General features: G+C 40.8%; 20 protein-coding genes and 1 tRNA gene. 11 read left to right on the top strand and 10 right to left on the bottom strand.

The window, feature by feature from the left end:
• The first annotated feature begins 451 nt into the window (after positions 1-451).
• Positions 452-1,177 carry a triose-phosphate isomerase gene (gene tpiA, locus ACMX3D_RS21880; protein ID WP_482752399.1) on the top strand — a complete coding sequence of 242 codons (726 nt, stop codon included), beginning with the start codon at positions 452-454 and terminating at the stop codon, positions 1,175-1,177.
• A gap of 141 nt (positions 1,178-1,318) precedes the next feature.
• A complete protein-coding gene (gene folP / locus ACMX3D_RS21875) occupies positions 1,319-2,158 on the top strand; it encodes a dihydropteroate synthase (RefSeq protein WP_482747922.1) in 840 nt (279 codons plus the stop codon).
• Between the two features lie 197 nt (positions 2,159-2,355).
• Here the strand turns inward: folP and ACMX3D_RS21870 are convergent, their stop codons facing one another.
• The 6 genes from ACMX3D_RS21870 to ACMX3D_RS21845 all read right to left on the bottom strand — a co-directional run bounded on the left by ACMX3D_RS21870 (position 2,356) and on the right by ACMX3D_RS21845 (position 9,552).
• A complete protein-coding gene (locus ACMX3D_RS21870) occupies positions 2,356-3,177 on the bottom strand; it encodes an SPFH domain-containing protein (protein ID WP_482747921.1) in 822 nt (273 codons plus the stop codon).
• A 210-nt stretch (positions 3,178-3,387) separates the two neighbouring features.
• Entirely contained in the window at positions 3,388-5,046 is a 1,659-nt protein-coding gene (locus ACMX3D_RS21865; protein WP_482747920.1) for an alpha/beta hydrolase, read from the bottom strand.
• A gap of 80 nt (positions 5,047-5,126) precedes the next feature.
• Positions 5,127-6,641 carry a polysaccharide biosynthesis/export family protein gene (locus ACMX3D_RS21860; RefSeq protein WP_482747919.1) on the bottom strand — a complete coding sequence of 505 codons (1,515 nt, stop codon included), beginning with the start codon at positions 6,639-6,641 and terminating at the stop codon, positions 5,127-5,129.
• Positions 6,642-7,180: 539 nt separating this feature from the next.
• Positions 7,181-8,164: an ABC transporter ATP-binding protein gene (locus tag ACMX3D_RS21855; RefSeq protein WP_482747918.1), complete on the bottom strand. Its 984-nt coding sequence runs from the start codon at positions 8,162-8,164 to the stop codon at positions 7,181-7,183.
• Positions 8,165-8,436: 272 nt separating this feature from the next.
• Positions 8,437-8,521: transfer RNA gene (locus ACMX3D_RS21850), tRNA-Ser, on the bottom strand.
• 113 nt (positions 8,522-8,634) lie between these two features.
• The gene (locus ACMX3D_RS21845; RefSeq protein ID WP_482747917.1) at positions 8,635-9,552 is read right to left on the bottom strand and encodes a TIGR04168 family protein; all 918 of its coding nucleotides are present in this window, start codon (positions 9,550-9,552) and stop codon (positions 8,635-8,637) included.
• A 620-nt stretch (positions 9,553-10,172) separates the two neighbouring features.
• Between ACMX3D_RS21845 and ACMX3D_RS21840 the strand changes: the two genes are divergently transcribed.
• The 5 genes from ACMX3D_RS21840 to ACMX3D_RS21820 all read left to right on the top strand — a co-directional run bounded on the left by ACMX3D_RS21840 (position 10,173) and on the right by ACMX3D_RS21820 (position 14,323).
• Positions 10,173-11,042, top strand: a complete 870-nt coding sequence (locus ACMX3D_RS21840) for a zinc metalloprotease HtpX (protein ID WP_482747916.1) — start codon at positions 10,173-10,175, stop codon at positions 11,040-11,042.
• 76 nt (positions 11,043-11,118) lie between these two features.
• Positions 11,119-11,523: a hypothetical protein gene (locus ACMX3D_RS21835; RefSeq protein ID WP_482747915.1), complete on the top strand. Its 405-nt coding sequence runs from the start codon at positions 11,119-11,121 to the stop codon at positions 11,521-11,523.
• Positions 11,524-11,760: 237 nt separating this feature from the next.
• Complete coding sequence (gene aspS / locus ACMX3D_RS21830; RefSeq protein ID WP_482747914.1) at positions 11,761-13,548, top strand: aspartate--tRNA ligase; 1,788 nt, start codon at positions 11,761-11,763, stop codon at positions 13,546-13,548.
• Positions 13,549-13,612: 64 nt separating this feature from the next.
• Positions 13,613-14,089, top strand: a complete 477-nt coding sequence (locus ACMX3D_RS21825; protein ID WP_482747913.1) for a Uma2 family endonuclease — start codon at positions 13,613-13,615, stop codon at positions 14,087-14,089.
• A gap of 6 nt (positions 14,090-14,095) precedes the next feature.
• A complete protein-coding gene (locus ACMX3D_RS21820) occupies positions 14,096-14,323 on the top strand; it encodes a hypothetical protein (RefSeq protein WP_482747912.1) in 228 nt (75 codons plus the stop codon).
• Between the two features lie 132 nt (positions 14,324-14,455).
• Here ACMX3D_RS21820 and pirA read toward each other — a convergent pair whose 3' ends face one another.
• A complete protein-coding gene (pirA, locus tag ACMX3D_RS21815; RefSeq protein WP_482747911.1) occupies positions 14,456-14,611 on the bottom strand; it encodes an arginine synthesis PII-interacting regulator PirA in 156 nt (51 codons plus the stop codon).
• Positions 14,612-14,722: 111 nt separating this feature from the next.
• Here pirA and ACMX3D_RS21810 point away from each other — a divergent pair, with 111 nt between their 5' ends.
• The 4 genes from ACMX3D_RS21810 to nadA all read left to right on the top strand — a co-directional run bounded on the left by ACMX3D_RS21810 (position 14,723) and on the right by nadA (position 18,055).
• Entirely contained in the window at positions 14,723-15,526 is an 804-nt protein-coding gene (locus tag ACMX3D_RS21810; protein WP_482747910.1) for an SAM hydrolase/SAM-dependent halogenase family protein, read from the top strand.
• Positions 15,527-15,567: 41 nt separating this feature from the next.
• Positions 15,568-16,224, top strand: a complete 657-nt coding sequence (locus ACMX3D_RS21805) for a DUF2301 domain-containing membrane protein (protein WP_482747909.1) — start codon at positions 15,568-15,570, stop codon at positions 16,222-16,224.
• Positions 16,224-16,913 (top strand): ElyC/SanA/YdcF family protein, encoded by a 690-nt coding sequence (locus tag ACMX3D_RS21800; RefSeq protein WP_482747908.1) that lies wholly within the window; start codon positions 16,224-16,226, stop codon positions 16,911-16,913. Before ACMX3D_RS21805 ends, ACMX3D_RS21800 begins: the two co-directional genes overlap by 1 nt.
• 167 nt (positions 16,914-17,080) lie before the next feature.
• Entirely contained in the window at positions 17,081-18,055 is a 975-nt protein-coding gene (gene nadA / locus ACMX3D_RS21795) for a quinolinate synthase NadA (protein ID WP_482747907.1), read from the top strand.
• 172 nt (positions 18,056-18,227) lie between these two features.
• Here the strand turns inward: nadA and ACMX3D_RS21790 are convergent, their stop codons facing one another.
• From ACMX3D_RS21790 to ACMX3D_RS21780, 3 genes are all read right to left on the bottom strand, one after another.
• Positions 18,228-18,611 carry a C6orf136 family protein gene (locus tag ACMX3D_RS21790; RefSeq protein ID WP_482747906.1) on the bottom strand — a complete coding sequence of 128 codons (384 nt, stop codon included), beginning with the start codon at positions 18,609-18,611 and terminating at the stop codon, positions 18,228-18,230.
• 135 nt (positions 18,612-18,746) lie between these two features.
• On the bottom strand, positions 18,747-19,310 hold the full coding sequence (locus tag ACMX3D_RS21785) for a hypothetical protein (protein WP_482747905.1): 564 nt from the start codon (positions 19,308-19,310) through the stop codon (positions 18,747-18,749).
• Between the two features lie 49 nt (positions 19,311-19,359).
• Positions 19,360-19,584, bottom strand: coding sequence for a 2-oxoglutarate and iron-dependent oxygenase domain-containing protein (locus ACMX3D_RS21780; RefSeq protein WP_482747904.1), 225 nt, complete (start codon positions 19,582-19,584; stop codon positions 19,360-19,362).
• Positions 19,585-19,808 lie beyond the last annotated feature (224 nt).

Raw genomic sequence — 19,808 nt, 5'->3', positions numbered from 1 at the left:
ACCTCATTTTTAATCCTAGTTATTTTTTACCGGATATGAGGGGAAATTGTCTTCATCGCCCAGAGTCTCAAGAAGAGGAAAATACCGCAGCTGAAGATGAGATGCGATCGCCCTCAGTCTAAATTGGTATAATTACTGCTTTAATTTGAATTATTAGACACTTTATTTACATATCTAAATTGACAATTTTTTAAGTTTATATAGAAATTGCGTTCATAATTTAATCATTACAACATTAAGTAAATTTTTGCATTATTTTTAAATTCTAAAGTAAAAAATATTACATTTATTTTTGAAGTTTAGTATAAGTCTCTAGAAAAAACTAGCGGCATAAATAAAAATAAGAATCACTTTCAATGGCACTTTAAGCTCTTGATGGGCTTGGAGTGTCATAAAAAGTAGTAGAGTGAAAAATGCATCTATTAGCGTTAGGAATTTAACTACATCACCTGTGCGGAAAATCGTTATTGCCGGTAACTGGAAAATGTTCAAAACCCAGGCAGAGACTCAAGATTTCTTGCGAGGGTTTCTGCCTCATCTAGATGAAACGCCCCAAGAGCGAGAAGTATTATTGTGTCCGCCTTTCACAGATTTAAGCATTTTGTCTAAAAGTTTGCACGGCAGCCGTGTACAACTTGGAGCGCAAAATGTTCATTGGGAAGAGTCTGGAGCTTACACTGGTGAAATTGCCGCTCCCATGCTTACAGAAATTGGTGTTCGTTATGTGATTATTGGTCATAGCGAACGACGGCAATATTTTGGAGAAACAGACGAGACAGTTAATCTACGTCTGAAAGCTGCTCAAAAACACGGTCTAACCCCAGTTTTATGTGTAGGGGAAACTAAACAACAACGAGATGCAGGACAAACTGAATCACTAATTACTACTCAGCTAGAAAAAGACCTAGTAAATGTAGATCAAGATAATTTAGTGATTGCTTATGAACCAATTTGGGCAATTGGTACTGGTGACACTTGTGAAGCAACCGAAGCCAACAGAGTTATTGGCTTAATTCGCAGTCAGTTGAAAAACCCCAATGTTTCGATTCAATATGGCGGCTCAGTCAAGCCAAATAATATTGATGAGATCATGGCTCAACCAGAAATTGACGGCGTGCTTGTGGGAGGAGCTAGTCTGGAACCTGAAAGTTTTGCCCGGATTGTAAACTATCAATAGTCTCATGTGCAACGCCTTTTCCCTGGCTTTGCCAGGGAATGGGAATACCAATTTTGAATTTTAGATTTTGGATTTTTGATTAGACCAACAGTTAACAGTCAACAGAATATTTAATGCAGCACATCTGAGACAAAGGGTTGTATGTCCGGTCATTTAATAATTCGAGGGCGTTGTTTCGACTGGGGACAACGTACTTATTTAATGGGTGTGCTGAATATGACACCTGATAGCTTTAGTGATGGTGGGGATTTTAATAGTACATCTGCGGCGTTAGCTCAAGCCCAAGCAATGGTAGCTGCTGGTGCTGACATAATTGATGTGGGTGGACAATCAACTCGGCCGGGTGCAGAGCAAATTACTCTGGCAGAAGAATTAGAGCGAGTCATCCCCATAGTGCAGGCAATACGCGCTGAAATTCCAGTATCAATTTCTGTAGATACAACTAGGGCTGCTGTAGCAAAAGCTGCAATAGAAGCTGGAGCAGATATTGTTAATGATATTTCTGGCGGGACATTTGATTCAGAAATGTTGCCAACAGTTGCTAGTCTAGGCGTGCCGATAGTGTTGATGCATATTCGGGGAACACCACAGACGATGCAAAAAATGACACAGTATGAGGATTTACTGAGGGAAATAGCAAGTTTCTTGGCAAAACAAATTGCAGCAGCAACCAAAGCAGGTATTGACCAGGAAAAAATCATTATTGATCCTGGGATTGGCTTTGCTAAGAACTATGAGCAAAACTTAGAGATTTTACGTAACTTGCGATCGCTCACATCACTAAACTGCCCTATCTTAGTAGGCGTATCTCGGAAAAGTTTTATTGGTCGCATTCTCAATCAACCAAATCCCAAAGCACGCGTCTGGGGAACAGCAGCGGCTTGTTGTGCTGCTATTGCCAATGGTGCTGATATCCTACGAATTCACGATGTCAAAGAAATGCGTGAAGTCTCTTTAGTTGCTGATGCGTTATTCCGATAAGTAACAGGGATTAGGGGCTAGAGGCTGGTACAAAAAGACTGAAGTATGTAGACGCGTAGCGGCTTGCCGCAGGCTAGTATGAAATGAAGAAACCCATAGAATCAGCTTGAGAGCGATTTATAATGGGTGCTTTATTTCTGCCATACTGTACTAGTAATTTTTACTCAGCATTTTTTTACGCTAGGTAAACACTTTGACTATTGACCATTACCTTCAGTGCTAACTGTGTCCCCCAGCATTTGATCTATTGCTCCTTCAGATACACTGGGGTTGAGAAATACTATTTTGGCATTAGTACTAGCACCAAGTTTTTGACTAGCTTCTAATTGTTCTTGAGCCACAAGATACCTGAGAATTTCTTTTGTCTCTGGTCTAGCAGTTACAGCTTCAGAAAGGATGCGTATTGATTCTTTTGTTGCTTCGGCGCGTTTAATTGCAGCTTGTCTATCGCCTTCTGCTTCTAAAATAGCTGCTTGTTTTTTAATTTCCGCTGCTTGTTGTTCTGCCATTGATTTCTGGACACTTTCTGGGGGTGTAATACTTTGAATATCTACACGGATAATCTTCACTCCCCACTTTTTACTTGTCTCATTCACAATCTGTAAAAGCGATTGGTTCATTTGATTTCTGGCAGATGTGGTTTCTGCTAGTGTTCTATCGGCAATGTGGGTACGGAGTTCGACTGTTACTAAGTTGGACAGTGCTATTTGCACATCTTCAACTTTATAAAAGCTGTCTTCCATGCTGGTAATTTGCCAAGTGACAACACCATCAACTTCTAAATAGACGTTATCTTTAGTAATGACTTTCTGAGGCTTAATATCTAAAATCTGCTCTCTTGTGGTGTCTTCCATAACAATCTGATCCACAAAAGGCACAATAAAGTTTAAACCTGGTCTCAGTGTGCGGTGTCTTTGTCCCAAGCGTTCGACTAAGGCTTCATTACCTTCATTGATAATTTTGGCAGATCCGAATGCATAGCCTACAAGCGCTAAGACTATAGCAATAATTGGCTCCATAGATGCTCCTATTTAGCAATTGGGAGAATTAACTGTTAAGGATATGGTATTTGTCCTATCTTTTAGTCTAATCTCTGGAGTTTGTGCTTTTATATGCACTTACTCACAGTACAGCATCTGTATATTTGCTATGTTTTAAGCAGATAGGACAGATTGGCAGAATGCGATCGTTATTAAAGCACCTTGATAACACACTGGCAAGAAATTTACTTACTTCACTGCCAAATCGAGCCAAGGTTTGATGTTTGTTGGTAACTCGGCATTCAGGCGTAGGGGTAGTTCAGGTGTAGATAGAGACTGAGCATAAGCCGCTGTTAAAAATGGTTGATAAGTCTTAGCTTCGGGTGTGAGTTGCTTAACAAAAGCCAGACTGACACCACGAATTAGCTGACGCAAGGGTTGAGTTTCCTCACCACGCTTTTCTTGAATAATTCTGGCAGCTTCGCCAGCTGGATATGTCGGGTCAATAATACTCAAATGAGTTGCACCAATGGCAGTTAACAGATACTTATTACCTCGCAACTGGGTAAAAGGTCTGATTTGGTGAGTTAAGGATGGGGTTAAAGCATCTTCAGTTGCAGTCAAAATTAACACAGGCTTGTTAATGCGTGAGAGTCCCTGTTTACCAAAGAGTTTACCTGTAACAGGGTTGAGCGCGATCGCACTTTTAACTCGTTCATCCCGCAACTGAATTTTTTTCTCTTTTAAAGATGCGGCGGCGCATTGCAACCAATCACCAAGGGGTTCAACAACACTCAAAGAAGTTTTGCAAAATTGTCGCACTTCCTCTAAGTTAATTTCTCCACCCACTAAAGCTAAAGCGGTATAGCCTCCTAAAGAATGACCAATCACAGTGACTTTCTCAGTGTTGAGTTTTCTTTGCAGTTGTCCTGGTTGAGTGTTGAGAATAGCCAGTTCGTTGAGTAAAAAGCTCACATCCTTGGGTCGCTCCAGAAATTCTGTAGCTGGTAATAATTTTGCTAAATCCCCTTGATTGGAAGCGTTATTAATTGCCACAGCATTACTACCAGGATGTTCAAGGGATGCAACGGTAATACCGTGAGAAGCTAAATGACGCGCTAAATAGCTGGCAAATTGACGATTGGCTCCAAAGCCGTGAGAAATCAATACCAGTGGTGCTGTTGTGTCTGTTTTTTGGCTCCAGTAAATATCTACCGGAATGCTGCGTTGACGTTGTTTGTCTTGTAAAGTGAGTGTTTGCTGTTGTACTGCTGCTTGCCCGGTGGCGGCAGGATCGAAACTAGGCTTAAAGGGTGTATTGGTTTTAACTGTTAAATCTCGTGCTAATAAACCTCCCAGGGCTTGGCTTTGTAAGTTGCTGGGGTTAAATTCAGTCGCAATTTGCAGTAATTGAGTTGCGTCTAGATTAATATTCTCGGTTGGGTAAGCTTTCAGGAAACTAACGACGCTCAAACCGTTGACTTGACGCAGACCAATGCTAATAGCTGCTTGTAAAGTTTCTGTTGTACTACCTGGAATTGCCGTTTCTAATGATGTCAGAATTTGTTTACCTTGTGGTAATAAAACTAATTCATCGACGAATTTATCGGCAAATTTCGGATCTACTTGCACTCGTCGATTAAGCAATTCTCGTAATTCTGGAGTTAGGAAAGATTCGTAAGCTTGAAGAGTTTTGGATAGTGTTCCAGTTTTAGCAAATTTTTCGATATCCGCGATCGCCACCGATTGCTGAAACGGGCCGAAACGAATAATTACTGTTTCTGCGGCTATAGTAGCGGGTATTGCCCAACCCCAACCCAAAACAAAACTTAGACTAAACAAAAATCCTTGCAAGCGTTCTCGCCTGCAAGGATTTTTGCTGAGTTGACACTGCAAAGAAGCTGCCATTTTCTTTGAACCAAAAGATTACCAGCTATGGGGACGAATAAATATTGATTATTGTCCCCAATTTTTAGCTGTATCCTATACTAAAATCCAGTGAATAGTCTGATGACATTCAAAATAACCCCAAAAGGCCCTGAGATCGCACCTAAAGTGTCAGTACCTTTAGTGAGACCATTGCGGCTCACTACTATCACATCGTTATTGCGCAGGATGGGATTAGTATCTTCGTTAATTCCATCAGCAAAATTTACTTTGACAACGCGTTTGGTAACAGAACCATCAGGGTTAAGGCGAATCAAATCGACAGCGCCTCTGCTGGCTCTAGTATCGTTAAATCCACCAGCAGCTAGTAGAGCTTGGTTTAAAGAACTATTCGGTCTAAGTTCTGTAGCTCCTGGTCTTTTAACTTCACCTACAACACCGACTTGAATCACGTTCGGAGATAAAGTTGTAGCCGCTAGTTGTGTAGCTTCTGCTGCTGTCAGTTCTGTGGCAGTGGGAATTACAATCGTGTCTCCGTCCTGCACAATGATATCTTGATTGACATCACCACTCTGAAGTAACTGCCAGAGATTAACATCGATAGTTTGTTCACCACCAGTTCTAGTAGGACGACGGAGTTTGAGACTGCGAATGTCAGCTTGTCCTGTGATTCCACCCGCTAATTGAATTGCTCTTGTGACTGTAGGTAAACCACCACCAGCTGCGGTTCCTTCTCCACCACCACCTGCTGTCACAACATACGAACCAGGACGGTTAACTTCCCCGATAATCGCTACAGTGCGGGGTGAGGTAGGATTAGCGGCAAAGTTAGCTGCTGCTAAATTACGTGCTTCAGTTTTGTCGAAGTTAGTTGCAGTAGGTACAAAGATGGTGTCGCCATCTCGTAATGTGATATCCTGCCCAATTTGACCTGTTTGCACAGCATCTTTCAAGTTGAGGGTAACACGTTGTTCGCCACTGCGTCCGACTTTGCGCCGTACTTCTACTTGGGTGACATCAGCTGCTAAGGTAACACCCTGAGCTGTAGTTAACGCTGCTAATACAGTTGGGTATTGTACACCGGGATTATCTCCTGCTCCACCACTTAAGCTAAGAGTATAAGCACCAGGCCGTGTCACTTCTCCAGCAACAAAGATATTAATGGGGCGAGGTGACAACAGGTTGACAGAAATTAAAGGCCGTTTTAAATAACGGGAGTATCTTCTAGCAATTTCATCAGATGCTTGTTCAGTTGTTAACCCAAGAACTGGAACACTACCAATTAGAGGTAAAGTGATTGCTCCACCGGGAGGAACTTGATATTCTCCTGTGTATTCGGGCACTTCAAATACGTTAACCCGGATGCGATCGCCTCCACCCAAGGTGTAATTGGTATCTAGTTGTTGCGCTGTCGGTGATACCTGCTGGGGCGGTAGTGTGAATTGGTTTCTATTTGGCGGTATTGTTTGTGATGGTGGTATTACTGGTTTTGATGTTGGTAATACTGGTTGTCCCTGAGCTAGGCCGACCGGCGACACAGCGAAATTGATAGCTGTACAAAAAGCCGCACCCATTACTGGCTGGGTGAGGAATTTCCATAAACCTGTGTTAAACATATTTACCTTAGACTCTGAGACTACGATCGGCAAAGTACTGTCTAAACATTTTAATCTTGACTATACTTAAGTATTCTCGTTTCCCGACAATCTTATTTTCCTAGAAGGATACTCTTTTCCGGAAGCATAATTATTTATGGGATTTGAATTTTTAGTAAAGTTAGTTTAAAGATCTACTTACTGATACACAAATTAAGCATTTATTAATATCGGTATTTTTTGCCACAAATACCATCTTTTTGTAAATTTATTCTGGTTGTAAAAAATACAATGTGCCAACAATTACTTTTGTTACTAGCATATATTCTATATCAATCACAATATCAACTTGTACCTTTTTTATAGCAGTTATGGCAGGGGACAGGGAACAGGTAACAGCTTTGAAAGCCGCCTAGTGTCAATGTTTGAGCATTAGTCCTTGTCCTAATCTATGCTTCGACTGCTATATAAATCATGTGTGTATATAAGATCCCCAACTTATCAAAGAAGTTAGGGATCTGAAGCATACAATTTAAAAATTTCTTATGTAATATCAAAATTTAATGCACAGATGTATTTTGTTGTTGAATTTTTTGAATAAAAAAGTCTTCCAGGGAATGACGTGATAAATCTAGAGAAATTATATGCCCATCCATTAAGCGAAGACTATCAAGAAAATCATAGTAATCATCTTGTAAAGTGCCTTTCCAAGAACCATCATGACTAAATACAAGGTCAGGCATCCATTTGTGCAGAATTTCTCTATCACCACCTTTACCTTTGATGTGGTAGGCGTTAGTAACATCTAATAATTCATTGAGAGAACCAACACAAATTAATTCACCTTTAGAGAGGATAGCAATGCGATCGCAAATTTGCTCAACTTCACTCAGAATATGACTGTTGAAAAAAATTGTCTTCCCGGCGGCTTTTAACCCTAAAACAATTTCGCGCATTTGGTAGCGTCCCAGAGGGTCAAGACCAGACATCGGTTCATCAAGAAATATGATTTCTGGATCGTTAATTAACGCCTGCGCCATACCAACACGTTGTAACATCCCCTTCGAGTAACGGCGCATTTGTTTTTTGCGTGCATCAGCCAAAGGTAAACCAACTAATTCTAAAAGTTGGGGAATGCGATCGCGCTGTATTCTCTGAGGGATTTGGAAAATTCCCGCAGCCAACTCTAAAAATTCCCACCCAGTCAAATAATCATATAAATAGGGATTTTCTGGCAGATAGCCGATGTTTTGTTTGACTAAGCGATCGCCTAACGGTTTACCTAATAATATTCCTCGTCCCGCAGTCGGGCGAATAATTCCCAGCAACAGTTTTAATAAAGTTGTTTTACCAGCACCATTCGGCCCCAACAACCCAAAAGTTTCCCCCTGATAAACCGTCAAAGAACAGCTTTTGAGAGACACGACTTTTTGATTTAGCCAAAAGCCACTGCGGTAGACTTTTCGCAAATCAAAAGTTGAAACCACTGGCGGAACATCGGTAGGTTGCGGTTGAGATTCCGGGGTATCTACAACAGACTTCATATCGTTTTAATTACTACTGACCAAAGTTATAGCCAACCAGTGTAACCTACATCTAAAAAGTGCCAACTGATTAGTCAGTAGTGGCGTGAGGGTTGGGGAGGAGTCGTATCCATGTGTCGCATTCTTTTTTCAATTTAGTATGACTACCTGTTTTATGATCAAAAGCAATACAACCAGAATCAACAAACCTATGTGTATTAACTGTATCTGCTGACAATTCAGTCAACCCACACGGAACACACGAACACGGAGTACAAATGAACGCAAAATAACGGAGAGGGGGAGATTCGAACTCCCGGAACCTTTCGGTTCATCCGATTTCAAGTCGGACGCAATCGACCACTCTGCCACCTCTCCAGTAAAACTGTCGAGCAACTGCTTACCTTTACACTCTTTGGTGAGCAACAAAGCTGACAGATAATACTATATCTTACATCTAGGCAGGTTGCACTACTCAACGCGAATATCTATTACTCACTAGGTGAATGCTCATACAAAATTTGCTCTGATATTACCTGTAAATCTTTACCTACCCACACTAAAGCTGCTTGTGTGACGACATCCGCCTCTAAGTTAACAATAGAGAAATTACGCTGCTTGTGTCCTTCATTTTCTACAATCCTGGGGACACTGGCTGCATTTAAGTAAATTGTTCCTTCTGGACTTCTAAACACAGATTTGCGTAGTACTGTTTTGGTGTGCCGCAGAGTGTGGTGCATGTGTCCAAAGGTGACTAGGGGAATGGTTTTACCTGTAGTGAGAGCTTGAGAAATAGCTTCGGCAAAATCTGGATCGCCAAAGTCACCGCCTATGGGATGCCAATCTTTACCACAGGGGTCTTCTGGGCGATCGCCTAACCCACTCGGCCCGTTGTGACCGAGAAAAATAATTGCATTACCAGCAGCACTTTTGACCGCAGCCATAATTTTAGCTGCTGATTCTTCTGGAGTTGTAACACCGTAACGTTCTTTGCAGATATCTGCAAATCGCCATTCTGGGCCACCCCAAGTAAAAGGACGACCTCCAACTACTGTTAAATTCCATTCAGGAAAATCTAGCTTGCTGTAACCGACATGGGCAGCACCCAATAAATCAAGTTGTTCTTGCACCCAGTCTTCTTTAGAGCGATCATAGGGACATTTTTTTCGTCCCCATTCTGTAGCAGTGTACCAAGCATCGTGGTTGCCCATGACTGCTGCTTTGGGGATTTCGAGGGAAGCGATCGCTCTCACCACTTCCACTGATTCATTGCCAAAATCTCCCACAAATAGCACCAAATCCACACCCAAATGTTTGAGTGCAATGGCATCGTCCACTTCCCATAGGTCGTGAATATCTCCAACTACAGCAATTTTGAGAGTTTTTGATTGTTTTTTCTGACTGGTCATGCCGCTTTCCTTGCTGTCTATCTCCAGCATAGGAAACTCAGCCACATTTGAACACAATCTTCTCAAGAGTCTAGAAGAGAACACTACTACAAAGCGCGATCGCTCAACTATAACTTGATGTACGGGAATTGATTTTTCTTTGTTTAAGATATATAGGAATCAAATCGGATTCCTGAAAACATTTGTGTAGGAAGGGAACGGTGAACAGGTAAGAAGGAATCAAAGTGTACCTAGCTTCGCATAAATCAAATATAGGAATCCGATTTGATTACTGAAAATCCTTGTATAGGGAGGGAATAGGGAACGGGGAACAGGGAACGGATAAGAGGGAAGCTAGATTTTTAAGAAATAAATATTATTTAGACTGAGCATTAATTACTATTTTTTACTTAATTGAGAGTTTAATTTCATGTAATGACTTTATTAACTGAAGCCTATTTTTTTACTTTTCAACTAAGTCATTATTTGGTGACTTGAGTAGGATAACCGTACTGAAGTGGGGCGCAATCTCTACCTGATAAATATGTGTTTAGTTGGATACAATCATTGTGTGGCTTAAGTAATGCTGTTATTTAGAAAAGCTAAAAAAATTAATACAGCATTAATAGGAGAGCATAAATATGGGAAATCAATTTAAAACAGTTGCTTTGCTGGCTGCGCTTAGTGGATTATTAATTGCTATAAGTTACTGGGTAATTGGTGGCACTAGCGGCTTAATTATAGGTATTGGTTTAGCAGCAGTTACTAATCTATTTTCTTGGTATCAATCAGATAAGATTGCATTAGCAGTATATCGCGCCCAGCCAGTGAGTGCAGCAGAAGCACCAGGACTATATCGTATGGTGGAGAAATTAGCGGCACGCGCTAACATCCCTATGCCTGGAGTTTATATTGTTCCTAGCCAAACCGCTAACGCTTTTGCCACAGGACGCGATCCAGAACACGCTGCGGTTGCTGTGACCGAAGGGATCTTGAATATCCTGCCAGAAGATGAACTAGAAGGTGTAATTGCCCACGAACTGACTCATATCATTAATCGTGATACATTAACCCAAGCAGTAGCTGCAACGATCGCTGGTGCTATCTCTTTCCTGGCACAAATGGTAAGTTACGGTTTGTGGTTTAGCGGCGGTTCCCGCGATGATGATAGAGGCGGTAATCCGTTAGGAATATTGCTAACTGTATTGTTAGCACCACTAGCTGCAACAGTAATTCAACTAGGTATTTCTCGTACACGCGAATTCTCCGCCGATGCTGGTTCTGCGAGATTAACAGGTAATCCCCGTGCATTAGCCCGCGCCTTACAAAGATTAGAAGCAACAGCACGACAGTTACCTTTAGATGCTAATCCAGCTTTTGAACCGTTATTAATTATCAATCCTATCTCCGGAAAGTTTTTGGGTAACTTGTTTTCTAGTCACCCTGACACAGAATCACGAGTTGAACAATTGCTGAAATTAGAACAACAACTGTCAACAAAAGCGTATTAATTGTCCAAAGTCAAAAGTCCAGAGTCAATAGCAAGAAGGCTTAACTATTGTCTGCTAATTAAAGGAGTTTTGAATCATGACTACTGATAATTTTGAATCCATTGAATCTACTGTAGTTGTAGAAATCAGTTCTCAAACCAACGAAATGGTAGAGACTGAAATGGCTGGTGAGACTGATGAAGTGAAGAACGAAACCAAAGCTTTAATTGAAGCACTCAAAAGACGCGCCCAAGCTGAAGCAGAATCAGCCGGAACTCTCACCCGCGAAACTTATTTAAATGCTGTCCGCCAAGCACGCCAAGCCATTGAAGGCGAAAAACTAATTGAACGCGATCGCCTAGAAAATGCTTGGGCTGTGATCCAAGAAGAATCTGAGAAAAACTGGCACTTACTGTGGAAAGAATTTGCTGATTTTGGCGATCGCCTCCAAAGTGCAGCCAAAGCCGCCTGGGAAGCCTTTAACGCCCCTCGTCATCATTAATTCACAGGTTTATTGAATAAAACTCTTGTAGGGTAAGCATTTTGCTTGCCCATTTTTTTTAACCCAAACCCAAAAACTTAGAAATCAACGGCAAAAGTTTGCTACTTGCCTGCTGGCTTCTGCCGTCTGCTAAGATATTATGCCATCGGTTCTTCAATTAGATACGATTGATGCTAGATAATGGGAAAGCTTTGACTTTTATTGACCCATCTAGCCCAGAAGAACAGATTAACTACTATGCGAACTCACTATTGCGGCGAACTCCGAAAAGAAGATATTGGAGAAACTGTTACCTTGTACGGATGGGTAGACCGTCGCCGCGATCATGGGGGCGTGATATTTTTAGATTTACGCGATCGCTCTGGAACTGTCCAAATTGTCAGCGATCCGCAACGCACCCCCAACTCCTATGAGCAAGCCAATGCTTTGCGGAATGAATACGTCGTCGAAATCACCGGCAGAGTAACGCAACGTCCCGAAGAATCTCTCAATACTCGCATTCCCACAGGTGAAGTGGAAATTTACGCGGATAAAATTACATTGCTGAATGCAGTCCGTAAGCAGCTACCATTCCAAGTTTCTAGTGCTGACACCGAATCAGTGCGGGAAGACTTGAGATTAAAATACCGTTATTTAGATTTACGGCGCGATCGCATGGCGCAAAATATGCAACTGCGTCATCAAGTCGTCAAAGCCATGCGGCGCTATTTGGAAGACACAGAAAATTTTATCGAAATTGAAACACCAGTCTTAACTCGTTCCACTCCCGAAGGTGCGCGGGACTATGTTCTACCCAGTCGCGTCAACCCTGGCGAATGGTTTGCTTTACCGCAATCACCGCAACTATTTAAACAAATCTTGATGGTATCCGGGATGGACAGATACTATCAGATTGCTCGTTGCTTCCGGGATGAAGATTTACGCGCTGACAGACAACCAGAGTTCACCCAATTAGACATGGAAATGAGTTTCATGTCTCAAGAAGAAATTATTGAACTCAACGAAAAACTCGTTTGTCACATCTTCAAAACAGTTAAAGGAATTGAGTTACCTCGTCCTTTCCCCCGCTTAACTTATGCTGATGCAATGGCGCGTTACGGTAGCGATAAACCCGATACCCGCTATGATTTGGAATTAGTGGATGTTTCCGATGTTCTCAAAGACTCTGGTTTCAAAGTCTTTCGTGACGCGGTAGCCCACGGTGGTATCGTTAAAATCCTTCCCATTCCCAACGGTAACGAGCAAATTTCTAACGTCCGCATTAAACCAGGCGGCGACATCTTCAAAGAAGCCAGTGAAGCTGGCGCTAAAGGTTTAGCTTACATCCGCGTCAGAGAAGACGGCGAAATTGATACTATCGGTGCAATTAAAGACAACCTCACAGCCGAACAAAAAGCTGAAATTCTCCGCCGCACAGGTGCGAAAGCTGGACACTTGTTATTGTTTGGTGCTGGTGATGCTGGTACTGTAAATAAAACTTTAGACAGATTACGGCAATTCGTAGCTAAAGAATTTGGGTTAATCGATCCCGAAAAACTCAATTTGTTATGGATTGTTGACTTCCCAATGTTTGAGTGGAATGCTGACGAAAAGCGTCTGGAAGCATTACACCACCCATTTACCGCACCTCATCCCGATGACTTGCACGACTTAAAAACTGCCCGCGCCCAAGCTTATGACTTAGTATTTAACGGCTTTGAAGTTGGCGGTGGTAGTTTGCGGATTTATCAACGGGAAATTCAAGAACAGGTGTTTGAAACTATTGGCTTATCACCAGAAGAAGCCCAAAGTAAATTCGGTTTCCTCTTAGAAGCTTTTGAATACGGTACACCGCCGCATGGTGGTATCGCTTATGGTTTAGATCGTTTGGTGATGCTGCTGGCTGGGGAAGAATCTATCCGCGATGTCATCGCTTTTCCGAAGACACAACAAGCCCGTTGCTTGTTAACTGATGCGCCTTCTGGAGTAGATGCGAAGCAATTGAAAGAATTACACGTTGCTTCGACATACAAACCAAAGCCATAACAAAACTCAAGGGGATGAGTGATGCTGTCACAATAGAATCAAGCTCCTATCCCCTAACTTATTTATGAATGAGCCTATCACCTTGACAGAAGATTTGTTACCAGATGTTAGCCATTTGGTGACAGAAGATAATCAACCAGTGGATAATCTACCATCAGAAAAACAACAACGGTTATTAACAGAAACCCTTTACAGTTCTTGGAACGGTGCAAGTAATTCCCAAGGGTTTCTTGTGGCTGCAAATGTGGGCTTGTTTGCAAGTAGCAATCAACCAGCGATTGTACCTGATGTATTCTTGAGTTTAGATGTACAAGTAGCCGAAAACTGGTGGGAAAAAAGACATCGTTCTTATTTCTCTTGGGAATTTGGCAAACCACCAGAAGTAGTGATTGAAATTGTCTCGAATCGAGAAGGCAATGAAACAGGGCGTAAATTCTTAGAATATGCCCGAATGAGGATTTTATACTACATTATTTTCTACCCATCTCAGCAACTTGGTGGTGAAGTTCTCCAGATGTACCAATTGCAAGGACGGCACTAGGTACCTATGAGCGAAGAATGGTTGACCGAGGTTGAGCTAGGGTTATGTTTGTGGGAAGGTGTGTATGAAGGCAAACGAGATGTTTGGCTCAGGTGGTGTGACATTGAAGGTAATGTGATTCCTACTGGTGCAGAACGCGCCGAACAAGAACGACAAGCTAAAGAAACTGCCATACAACGTGCTGAACGCTTGGCAGAACAATTACGGGCTTTGGGTGTAGAACCGGAAGTGTGAAGTGTGAAATTTTACCTTTTTGACTATTGACTATTGACTCTTGACTATTCACAAATAGTCAACAAAAAACCCGCCGAAGCGGGGGTTTCCACACAACAAAACTATAAACAATCAACTCCTGTTTTAGCGGCTTTAGCCGATATATCTCATTTCTGCTTCTAGTTGATGAATCAATTTTTCATTGCCTTGCGCTCTAGCTACTTCTAAGCGATGTTCCAGGCTTTTTCTGAGGTTTTCTCTGTGTACTTCTTTGGCTTGTCTCATAGCTTGTAGTCTATTTTGGCTCATAGTGATTACCCTCTTTATGCTTTTTTATGTTTAGTATTCCTAACATAACATAAATTTTGTAGCTGTTGCTACAGAAAAATATGTCTTAGTATATGTAATGATATTCTGATCATGGTAGAGAGTCAAATAAATCAGCGATCGCTCCTAACTTTACTCAGCGATTTTGGCGATCGCGATGTTTATGTCGGGGTAATGAAGGGTATCATCGCCCAAATCAACCCAGAACTAAGGGTTATAGACTTAACACACCAAATTCCGCCACAAGATATTGCTGCTGCTAGATTTTGTTTACTAAATGCTTATTCCTACTTTCCAGATAAAACAGTGCATATAGCAGTAGTAGATCCGGGAGTGGGTAGTAAACGCCGAGCGATCGCAGTAGAATTTGCAAATGGGTTTTTAGTTGGCCCTGATAATGGCATATTCAGTGGAGTATTAAGTCAAACTCCCGCAGTCGCAGCCGTTGAACTAACAAACTCTAATTACTGGCGAACTCCCGAACCTAGTCGCACTTTTCACGGTAGAGATATTTTTGCACCTGTAGGCGCAAACCTTGCGAGTGGTGTTCCCTTGAAAGAACTAGGACAAGAAATAGATATAGCAACTTTGGTACAGCTAGATATAGGAAAATGTCAAAAAACTAGTCGTGGTTGCTTGGGTTGTATTCAATATATAGATCACTTTGGTAACTTAATCAGCAATATTCCTGGAAATTACGTGGAAGGTAAAACTTGGGGTGTGCAAATTGCTGGGTTGACAATACCAGGGTGTGAAACTTACAGTAATGGCGAAGTTGGCGAAGCTATAGCCTTAATTGGTAGTCATGGTTGGGTAGAAATTGCCATTAATGGAGGTAATGCACATTCACAGTTGCAGATACATTGGCAAAATACTTTAGAAGTGATTAATTATTAAACTAGAAATTGAGATTACTGCTCACTCATCACTATTGTTTTATGACTACACAAACTGTATCTCCATCACAAGTTTATCAAGGCCAGTTTGGAGAGTTTACCATTGATCAAAGCGATCGCACTGGGGTAATTATCTATCGCACTGCCTTAATGATAGCCGCACTCAGCTTTGCTATCGGTACTGCTTTGGTATTGTTCAACAATAACCCGACTACCATCCAAGCAATTACGCCTTTGTATACCTGCTTTAGTTTAGCTCTCGGTGTGAGTTTGCTGACTATCCACATATATATGGCTCCTCTACACCGAATTTTACAAGTTTTTTGGTTAATTGGGAGTATTTCCTCGTTTATCTTCGCCCATGTTGACAGCCAACCTTTTGCGGTTACTCTGTACACAAACCCGCTCACTATTTTAGGAGTAGGTTTTACTTTTGCAGCATTGACAGGCATTTATTTTAAAGAAGCATTTTGCTTTAATCGTTTAGAAACTAAAGTTTTAACTTTTACAGTTCCTTTGCTTTTATTAGGACATCTTGTTGGAGTTTTACCTATTCAGGTAGAACAAATTCTTTTAGGAGTTTGGGCAATTTTATTTTTAGTATTTGCTGTGCGGAAAACATTTCAAGTTATTCCCGCAGATATTGGAGATAAATCTGTATTTGCTTATTTAAAATCTCAACGCTTATCTAAGAATTAATGCCGAAAAAAAATCAGCACACTCATAAAATTCCACAAATCCGATTACTCAAACGCCAAGAAATATGGACACTAACGGCGCAGGGATGGGCTTTATGTTTGGCGGCTTCTGCTTCTGCCATGTTTTTTGTGATTTACAATTTGTACCCATTTCTCGCCGTAACTTCTCCACTCAAATCAGCAGATACATTAGTCATTGATGGCTGGATATCGGATTACGCCTTAGAGCAAGCAGCAGTAGAATTTAAAGCTGGTGCTTACCGCCAAATACTTACTATCGGCCCAGAAATAGACCAAGGATCTTATCTAGCTGAGTATCAAAATTTTGCCGAAATTGCTGCTAGTACATTATTTAAATTGGGTATACCTAAAGAAAAAGTAATTGTTGTTCCTACTCCTCTTGTAGCTAAGAATAGAACTAATGCTTCTGCTGTATCATTATTGCAGCATATATCAGATAAAAATTTACAGATAGAGTCAATGAATTTGTTTACAACTGATGCTCATGCTCGTAGAAGTTGGTTGATATTTAGAAATATATTTGCTCCCAAAATTCAAGTCGGCATTATTTCGGCTAAAACCAAAAACTATGATTCGCAAAAATGGTGGAATTCTAGTGAAGGAGTGCGGGTAGTCATTAGTGAAGCGATCGCCTACATTTATGCCAGATTGGTAAATTGGAAGTTATAGTCAATAGTCAAAAGTCGGTAGTTACAGACGTTTTACCTTACACCCTGCACCCCTACACCCTTAAACCCTCATAGAGTCTTTAATCTTACTGCCTCCTATTTTTGGTAAAAACTACTATAATTGAATCCACTGGATAAAACATTTGCAACCCTAAGCAACCTTTAACTGTGTTTACAACTGCATTTGCACGAACAGACAAAACCCAACCGGGTGAACTACCACAAGATTTATTTGCTGCTATTGAGCATCTTAAAAAAGAACTCAACGCGGTCATCTTAGCGCATTACTATCAAGAGCCAGACATTCAAGATATTGCAGACTTTATTGGTGATTCATTACAACTAGCGAAAGCCGCAGCACAGACAAACGCAGATGTAATAGTCTTTGCTGGTGTACACTTCATGGCAGAGACAGCCAAAATACTCAATCCTGATAAGTTAGTACTTTTACCTGATTTAGCTGCTGGTTGTTCTTTAGCAGATACCTGTCCACCACAGGAATTTGCCGCTTTTAAAGCAGCGCATCCCAATCATTTGGTGATTTCGTATATTAATTGCTCGGCTGAAATTAAGGCGATGAGCGATATTATTTGCACCAGTTCTAATGCTGTTAAAATTGTGCAGCAGATACCAAAAGACCAGCCAATTATTTTTGCGCCAGACCGGAATTTAGGGCGCTATGTAATGGAACAAACTGGTAGAGATTTGGTACTGTGGCAAGGTAGCTGCATTGTGCATGAAACCTTTTCCGAAAAGAAAATTGTTCAGTTAAAAATAGCACATCCTCAAGCAGAGGCGATCGCTCACCCAGAATGTGAAACTAGCGTTTTGCGCCACGCCAACTATATTGGCTCGACAGCAGCTTTACTTAAATATTGTCAAACCAGCCCAGCCAAAGAATTTATTGTGGCTACGGAACCAGGAATTATTCACCAAATGCAAAAATTTGCACCAGATAAACACTTTATTCCTGCGCCACCGACAAATAACTGTAATTGTAATGAGTGTCCTTTTATGCGGCTAAATACATTAGAAAAACTGTATTTGGCAATGAAAAACCGCGCTCCTGAAATTACAATGTCTGAGGAAATTAGACTGGCGGCGCTGCGTCCCATGCAACGAATGTTAGAAATGAGTAATTAGTTAGATGTAGTAGGGAACAGGGAACAGGGAACAGGCTTGAAAGCTGTTTCGTTTTTATGTTTGATGATTAATCCTTGTCCTAATCTATGCTTCAACTGCATAAATCTTGTAGAGACGTAGCATTGCTACGTCTCTACTTTGAAAGGAAATTAGTATTTGTTGTGTCAATCTACTACTTTTGTGGAAAGAAATGTTGTTTTAGGACATCTGCGCGTGAACAGTTCCAATAATCGATGTGAGAAATAATTAAGTTATCAGAGTTGAGACGTAATTCACTCCAGCCAGTAATAGAAATGCGAGGTTTCCAAGGTAAAGGGCTGTTCCAACTAAGTGTCCACTCTGTTTTGATGGTGTCCCCCAAACGTTGAATGTTGTGTAAATCCATCTTGGGATTTAAAAAGAAAGTTTTGATGAAATTAATCATCCATTGATAAAATTTGATACCATGAAATTTAAAAACCGCGTCTTGAAAATAAACATCTTCAGCGTAAATTGAATATGTTTGATTTTCCGGAAATCTTTGATAGTCATCTTTGAGAATTTCGATAATATCCATAAGTAAAAAAGAGATTAGGGGCTAGAGGCTAGGGACTAGAGAATTTTAGATTTTAGATTGAAAGATTGTCCTCATCTAAAATCCAAAATTTAAAATTCAAAATTGATTCACTCAGCACTCAGCACTTTGATTTCGCTATATTTCATTCCAGAGGCGTTCTAGTTGATATTGCCAAGTGGCTAATACTTGTTCTCTATCAGTAGCAGATTGGTTAATTTCACCCATCAAACCTTCTGCATAAAATCTTTCTAAATTTTGCATTGTGGCTTGCAGAGATTGTCCTTGTTGTTTCGCGGCTTTGATAATTTGTCGGAGGCGGTTTTCAATAAATCGATTGAAGACATCATTTAAACCAGATTTATGTAGTGATACAAGTCTTGCGATCGCATTTGCAAAATCTGCACTCACTAATGTACCACTGTTGTGGTGATACACTCCCCAAACTACGCCGTCATAAATCGCGTAACGGGTTTCCTGAGTTTCATCAAAGTTGGCTTCTAAAAATTGTGTTAAAAATGTTTCAGCTTCTTGTAGCGGCACAATTGGCAATAATATTCGCAGCCAAGTTTGGTCTTCTGACAGCAGCACTAACAGGCGAAAATCAGATGAGTCTACTTGCCAAGATCCAGGTGCGATCGCATTAACTTCTTGTGTACCAAATAATTCTGTTAGTGTTACCGCAATTTCTTCAGGTGTCATAGTTTAAATTTGAGCTTTACCATCTAGCGTAACGCTTTCAGGTCAGGACTTACGCACAAAGGTTGTCTGTCGAGAGTGGGTGCAAGGGTGTAGGGGTGTAAGGGTTTTGAACACCTACACCATGTCCGACAATATAAAAAAACCCATATTTACGACAGGCTTGTCCAATTTCAAATCCTACGTGGTTGCGATCGCCACATCCTGTAACTAACGTGCTGATATCTATAATCGGAATCTGCTGCTGTCCGTAATCTACAATTTGTGTGATGTCCATACTCGTAACATTTTAGGTAATATTAATCACATAAATTTTAAATATATTTGATTTCAATACTCTCAAATATCATAGTTTTTACTTGCTAGTACAAGTAATTTGCCTTTAGTTTTTATGTATAAATAAATTCCTTAATTTAAAAATTTTCAACTGGCTAAATTTGTTCAAAATTCTATCTGTTTAGCAGTTAATCTTTGCTAAATAAATTTATGGAAAACCTTAAC

It is taken from the genome of Anabaena sp. TISTR 8404, assembly GCF_056847745.1.
Note: the sequence above shows the minus strand (reverse complement) of the source record. Positions and strands in the feature narration are given on the sequence as shown.

Bases quoted from the DNA above. Each gene is read 5' to 3' on its own strand.
- folP (WP_482747922.1), top strand. From the start codon at position 1,319: ATGTCCGGTCATTTAATAATTCGAGGGCGTTGTTTCGACTGGGGACAA.
- ACMX3D_RS21870 (WP_482747921.1), bottom strand. From the start codon at position 3,177: ATGGAGCCAATTATTGCTATAGTCTTAGCGCTTGTAGGCTATGCATTC.
- ACMX3D_RS21865 (WP_482747920.1), bottom strand. From the start codon at position 5,046: ATGGCAGCTTCTTTGCAGTGTCAACTCAGCAAAAATCCTTGCAGGCGA.
- ACMX3D_RS21860 (WP_482747919.1), bottom strand. From the start codon at position 6,641: ATGTTTAACACAGGTTTATGGAAATTCCTCACCCAGCCAGTAATGGGT.
- ACMX3D_RS21855 (WP_482747918.1), bottom strand. From the start codon at position 8,164: ATGAAGTCTGTTGTAGATACCCCGGAATCTCAACCGCAACCTACCGAT.
- ACMX3D_RS21845 (WP_482747917.1), bottom strand. From the start codon at position 9,552: ATGACCAGTCAGAAAAAACAATCAAAAACTCTCAAAATTGCTGTAGTT.
- ACMX3D_RS21840 (WP_482747916.1), top strand. From the start codon at position 10,173: ATGGGAAATCAATTTAAAACAGTTGCTTTGCTGGCTGCGCTTAGTGGA.
- ACMX3D_RS21835 (WP_482747915.1), top strand. From the start codon at position 11,119: ATGACTACTGATAATTTTGAATCCATTGAATCTACTGTAGTTGTAGAA.
- aspS (WP_482747914.1), top strand. From the start codon at position 11,761: ATGCGAACTCACTATTGCGGCGAACTCCGAAAAGAAGATATTGGAGAA.
- ACMX3D_RS21825 (WP_482747913.1), top strand. From the start codon at position 13,613: ATGAATGAGCCTATCACCTTGACAGAAGATTTGTTACCAGATGTTAGC.
- ACMX3D_RS21820 (WP_482747912.1), top strand. From the start codon at position 14,096: ATGAGCGAAGAATGGTTGACCGAGGTTGAGCTAGGGTTATGTTTGTGG.
- pirA (WP_482747911.1), bottom strand. From the start codon at position 14,611: ATGAGCCAAAATAGACTACAAGCTATGAGACAAGCCAAAGAAGTACAC.
- ACMX3D_RS21810 (WP_482747910.1), top strand. From the start codon at position 14,723: ATGGTAGAGAGTCAAATAAATCAGCGATCGCTCCTAACTTTACTCAGC.
- ACMX3D_RS21805 (WP_482747909.1), top strand. From the start codon at position 15,568: ATGACTACACAAACTGTATCTCCATCACAAGTTTATCAAGGCCAGTTT.
- ACMX3D_RS21800 (WP_482747908.1), top strand. From the start codon at position 16,224: ATGCCGAAAAAAAATCAGCACACTCATAAAATTCCACAAATCCGATTA.
- ACMX3D_RS21790 (WP_482747906.1), bottom strand. From the start codon at position 18,611: ATGGATATTATCGAAATTCTCAAAGATGACTATCAAAGATTTCCGGAA.
- ACMX3D_RS21785 (WP_482747905.1), bottom strand. From the start codon at position 19,310: ATGACACCTGAAGAAATTGCGGTAACACTAACAGAATTATTTGGTACA.
- ACMX3D_RS21780 (WP_482747904.1), bottom strand. From the start codon at position 19,584: ATGGACATCACACAAATTGTAGATTACGGACAGCAGCAGATTCCGATT.